This window comes from bacterium, assembly GCA_009926305.1.
GTDB lineage: Bacteria > Bdellovibrionota_C > UBA2361 > UBA2361 > RFPC01 > RFPC01.
In genome coordinates, this window is record RFPC01000136.1 from 1 (window position 1) to 3,739 (window position 3,739).

At 45.0% G+C, this 3,739-nt stretch carries 3 protein-coding genes; 2 read left to right on the top strand and 1 reads right to left on the bottom strand.

Going from position 1 to position 3,739, the window contains the following annotated elements; genetic code table 11:
- Positions 1–315: 315 nt before the first annotated feature.
- Positions 316–1,110 carry a hypothetical protein gene (locus tag EBR25_12725; GenBank protein NBW41848.1) on the bottom strand — a complete coding sequence of 265 codons (795 nt, stop codon included), beginning with the start codon at positions 1,108–1,110 and terminating at the stop codon, positions 316–318.
- 241 nt (positions 1,111–1,351) lie between these two features.
- Between EBR25_12725 and EBR25_12730 the strand changes: the two genes are divergently transcribed.
- Together EBR25_12730 and EBR25_12735 are read left to right on the top strand one after the other, a co-directional pair.
- Positions 1,352–2,005 carry a hypothetical protein gene (locus tag EBR25_12730; protein NBW41849.1) on the top strand — a complete coding sequence of 218 codons (654 nt, stop codon included), beginning with the start codon at positions 1,352–1,354 and terminating at the stop codon, positions 2,003–2,005.
- Positions 1,974–3,449 (top strand): DUF2157 domain-containing protein, encoded by a 1,476-nt coding sequence (locus EBR25_12735; GenBank protein NBW41850.1) that lies wholly within the window; start codon positions 1,974–1,976, stop codon positions 3,447–3,449. Before EBR25_12730 ends, EBR25_12735 begins: the two co-directional genes overlap by 32 nt.
- The last annotated feature ends 290 nt before the right edge of the window (positions 3,450–3,739 follow it).

Below are 3,739 nucleotides of genomic sequence, written 5' to 3' on the forward strand. Positions count from 1 at the left end.
ACAATTGAGCTCGCATCTTCTTGCTCAGATTTTTCGTTTTGTGAATAAGGTCTGACCGAAACAGTTGAAAAGAGAGAGCGAATACCGAGCGTTCCCGGTGGTAACTGATTACTGGGGTACCTGATTAGGGCTCTAATTCAGATTGGTAACATATCAGGGGGCAGGTCAGAGCTACACGAGATCCTTACTCAAGCAACAATAGAGATGTCTAATGATACTAATTTTTCGACTCGATGGAGGACCACTATGCTCCTCCTTCTTTTTAAATAGAGGCTTGAAGCGACGAGACCCGTCAATAAAAACATATCTCAGTAATCAGCTCTCTTCTTGATAAAGCTTCTCAAGCTGAGCGACATATGCTTTCAGCAAAAACTCCATTGGCTCCCATATCTCTTTAATACGCATGAGACTCCCCTCCCCGAGCTCCCAGCACTGCTGATCGTCAGGAATTCCGGCAATAAGTTCACTTAGCGGTTTTTGGCTGTTTAGCTCATATGGGTACTGTTTCTCTATTTCTTTCACGATTTTTTTGAATGGCTTCCCATTGTTTAGCTCAGCCTGCAGAAAGTTTGCCGAAAGTATCGACTCTTTAATACGTCCCTTTTGCCTTTCAAGTTCAGCTCGTGCAGATTGGAGCTCTCGAAGAAGTAAAGCATTTGTATCAAGCAATTCTTCTAACTCTACCTTAAGTGCAAGGGGGAATAGCTTTCCCTCACTTTCAACGAGCTGCTCTAAGCGAGGCCTGTAGTTTTTTACGAAATAGTAAAGAAAAAAGAACTGTGGTCGGTTATCAAAGTAATCCCGATGCACCACTCTGCTCAGCAGTTCAATAAGTCCAACCCTAGTAAGTCGATAGGTAGGTCTTCCTCTTTTGGCTACTCGCCTGGCGAGTCCCTCTGATAGTAAAAAGTCTATAAAACGGCTGACCTGTGTATTCTGTAGCGGTAGCGCTGTTTCTCTTGAGGTGCTTACGACCCAGTTGCTAAACAGCTCAATCATGAACTTTACGTCACGTTGGCGAACAGGCTCCCCTTGTGCAGAAGCATGGGCGGCAATTGCCCCTGTAACAAAAAATACCTCGCTTTTTGAGATGGTAGAGTCATATCTCATCTACAATATGTTACATTGTAACTACTTTTGTCTGCAAATCATAAATTTCTATATCCATATATAACCATGTATATCAAGGCGTTATGCTATTTCTAAGCCGGATAGCGGACTATTTGCAGCTACTCGTAACATTGTAACTTATTTAAATTCGTCATTAATCCCCTCGCGCTCCATATTGGAAGTATGAGGTTGCTGCTCTCGCGATGAAGAGAACAGCCACAAACTTACATAGGAGAAAAACATGAAACGATTCAGAAGATGGGCATCCGGAGTGGTTACAAGCTTTGACTGGATGCTGAGCCAGGTAGAGAACCACGATGCACTCGTTAGTTCTGCTATTCATGAAGTCAAAGAAGCAGGCGCACGCGCTAAGGTTCAGCTCAAGCGAGTCAAGCGCGATGGTCAAAAGATGAAGAAAAAGCTTCACGACCTTCGAGAGGCTGAGGAAACCTGGAGAGACCGGGCAGTTCGAATTGCAAAGGTTGATGAAAAGAAAGCACTTGAGTGCGTACGGAGAAAAAACAAGATCCAAAAAGAGATTCAAGAGCTTGAAGTTCAAGTGGTTGAACACAGCAAGCTCGAGAAAAACCTCTCTGAAGATCTTGGAAAGATCGATGATCGAATCTCTCGCCTACATCAACAACAGAACCTCCTTCGCACAAGACAGTCTCGAGCTGAGGCACTTAGCGCTATGCGACAAGATGATTCTGTAATCCTCTCTGAGATCGATGAGATCTTTGATAGGTGGGAGATAAAGGTCACTGAATATGAGATCCAAGGGGCTTGTGACACAGACAGCGGAGACTCACTAGAAGGAGACTTTATCGCTGAGGAAGAAGAGCAAGATCTGCGAACAGAGCTTGATGCCCTCCTTTCTGACAGCGCTCAGAGCTAATAACCTACCGGAAGATCACAGGAGACAACGCATGGAAACTCAAGATAAAAATAACAATCTCGAGCAGAGCAATAACCTTCATGTCCTAATGGAGGTTCAAGAAGCTCTAGAAACAGAGAAAAACTTGGAACAGAATCAGAGAAAAAAACAGCAAGAAGAGCAGGACAAAGAAGTAGGGAGAATTTCAATGCTTCCGAAGATCCTACGTATCGTAGGTGCAATTGTCCTTCTTTCCTCTGCTCTCACTTTCATGGCTCAAGGCTGGGAAACGATGAGCCACATGATCCGATACTTTACTTTTCTCGGATTTACTGGACTCCTCGCTGTGCTCGGCTTCTTCTGTGGTCTTAAAGTAAAAGAAGACAAGGGAGCACGGACCTTCCTCGGAGTAGCAGCCGCTATTATCCCAGCGCACTTTTGTCAGCTGGGTGGGCTTATCTACTCAAAGTTTGGTCCAGCGATTAACCCAGATCTCTATCCATCCTACTTTTATTGGGTAGCAGCCTCCGGATTTGATGCCTTAGTGACAACTGGAATAGCGCTTCTTGCTCTTACTCCAATTACTTTCATTGCTTTCTCAGCACTTGCGCGTCGTGAAGCACTCAGATTAACAGGTGCCTACATTGCCCTAAACGCTCTTCTTCTTATCCCGACAAGAGATCCAAGCATAAGTGGCCTCATCGCGTCTCTTGCTATCCTTGGTGTCGCCTATCTTGATACTACCTGCTTCAAGCAACACACCGCGATGAAGACAAAGGAAGGGAGAATTTCACGGCTGATACTTCTTGTACCGGGAGCGCTTCTCTTTCTCCGTATCGCGTTTTTGTACGGAATAGATGGAATCTTTGTCGGCGCAGCACTTGCTACCTCCTCACTAGCTCTCTTTGTCTTCTCAAAGAAGTACTGTTCTTTGGAGACTGCAAAAGTGCTTCAGTCATGTAGTATACTACCAACAATCCTTAGCTGGTTAGTAATCGCTTTTGAGCTTAAATGGTTAATAGATCTACCGGATGCAGTCATGCTTCCTCTGGTTACCATTCCACTGGCAGCTATCTTTATCGCAAAGTCTCTCTCCTGTCTTGGAGGAAGGACTCAGTACCAGGGACTTGCTGCGCTTGCCTTAGTAGGGGGAGCTTTCTTAGAGCTCGTCATGTTCCCGGGCTTAAATGCTTCCATATTCTCAATAGCGGTTGGAATCCTTGCTATTGCCTACGGGTATACTGCTGAGAGTAAGTTTGTCTTCCTTGGTGGATTATTCACCTTCGGACACGGACTGATTGACACCGTCAAGTTAGCTCTTACCGTGATAACCATCTCTCCGTGGATCGCTCTTGCTATCATAGGCGGATTAACTGTCCTTGGTTCTTCGTACCTAGAAGTTCACACAAGAAGAATCGTAAAACAGATAGGACTCTTTAGAAAAAAGATGAGCACTTGGTCTTAACAACAACCTCGAAAAGGAGCGCGCAAAGCGCTCCTTTTTCCTGCCCTTCCCCAATTTGAGCAAAAGCAAACACCTCATCCCCTCAAGTACCATGCCAGTAATCAGGTGCCCCAGTAATCATATGCCAGCTTCTTTTTTGAGCTGGATTTTTTCCGAATCAGTCACCGAAAAGGGCAGAATCTGCATCGAGGTTTAAACTTCTCAAGGGACCAGTAGAGCTGTTCAGTAAAAAACGAGTTACCAGTCACTCTCAACCTTTTCGCTTAGACTTTCGTGTGCCGCCAAAGCCA

Coding starts and splice junctions, on each gene's coding strand:
- EBR25_12730 (NBW41849.1), top strand. CDS start 1,352: ATGAAACGATTCAGAAGATGGGCATCCGGAGTGGTTACAAGCTTTGAC.
- EBR25_12725 (NBW41848.1), bottom strand. CDS start 1,110: ATGAGATATGACTCTACCATCTCAAAAAGCGAGGTATTTTTTGTTACA.
- EBR25_12735 (NBW41850.1), top strand. CDS start 1,974: ATGCCCTCCTTTCTGACAGCGCTCAGAGCTAATAACCTACCGGAAGAT.